2 protein-coding genes are annotated in these 885 nt (G+C 35.9%); one reads left to right on the top strand and one right to left on the bottom strand.

The window, feature by feature from the left end:
• A partial coding sequence (locus IV54_RS06300) for a MobA/MobL family protein (RefSeq protein WP_083488536.1) occupies positions 1–314 on the bottom strand: 314 nt, incomplete at its 3' end.
• Positions 315–694: 380 nt separating this feature from the next.
• Here IV54_RS06300 and IV54_RS06295 point away from each other — a divergent pair.
• Positions 695–885 (top strand): hypothetical protein (locus IV54_RS06295; protein WP_057878546.1); only part of this gene is annotated, 191 nt, incomplete at its 3' end.

Genomic DNA, 885 nt, shown 5'->3' with positions numbered 1-885 from the left:
GTCAGTAATTCTTTCTGTTCGGATTCACTTAATTCTACCGGTAAAGCCACGTTAAACTCTTTTGCATACCGTGAGTTTGATTTACGATCTTTCTTTTCAACTTCATTCCACAACTGCTCTCGATCACTCGCCCATTCAGGTGAATTTTTTGGCGTCAAAATAAAGCTTTCTGGCATGATCGATCGGGCATAAAAATAGTGGCGACCTTCCTTATCATCAAATAGCTTTTCACCACTTCGATAAGCGGCACTGGCAATCGCACTTCGTCCTTTACCAGCACTAATATTACTAAAACTCATGTTGAATATTGCCATGTCAGTCACCGTCTTCCTTTGATTCTATGGGTTTTGACCTTGTTGTCGCCATCGGCGACTTCTAATACAGGATTTTAGCACGATTTACCCCACAAGAATTTAGTGGGGTGCAAGTGCGCCTTGACCTCGTTTCACTCGGTCTGCTGATAACCATAGAATCGATTTTTTCCGTTGTTGAATGGAATGTATTCTTAATTCAATTTATGTTTGCACCTAACTAGGATTGTTATGTTTTAAATATTTAAAAAGTGTTGCAGATTACGCTGTTTTAAGCCAAAATTTTTTAATTGCTTTGTGCAGATAATCTTTATAAGCTTGGTAACAAATTTTGAATAACGGTGCTGTAAGATCTGTGAATTTAAACTGAAAGCATTATTTTGATGTTAGGAGTCATTAAGATGGACGAAAAGAAAGTATTAAAATCAATTGATGAAATGCTTGCTGATCCTTGGCAAGTTGATATTCAAGAATTGTTTGAAGCTTCTGTCAATGAACCTGACGAGATTAAAAAGAATTTGTATGATTCCTTATACACTTATATTTTGCAAAAAAGACAAGAAGATATTATTAA

Source organism: Levilactobacillus paucivorans, assembly GCF_001437125.1.
Lineage (GTDB): Bacteria > Bacillota > Bacilli > Lactobacillales > Lactobacillaceae > Levilactobacillus > Levilactobacillus paucivorans.
This window is presented reverse-complemented; position numbering and strand designations above follow the sequence as displayed.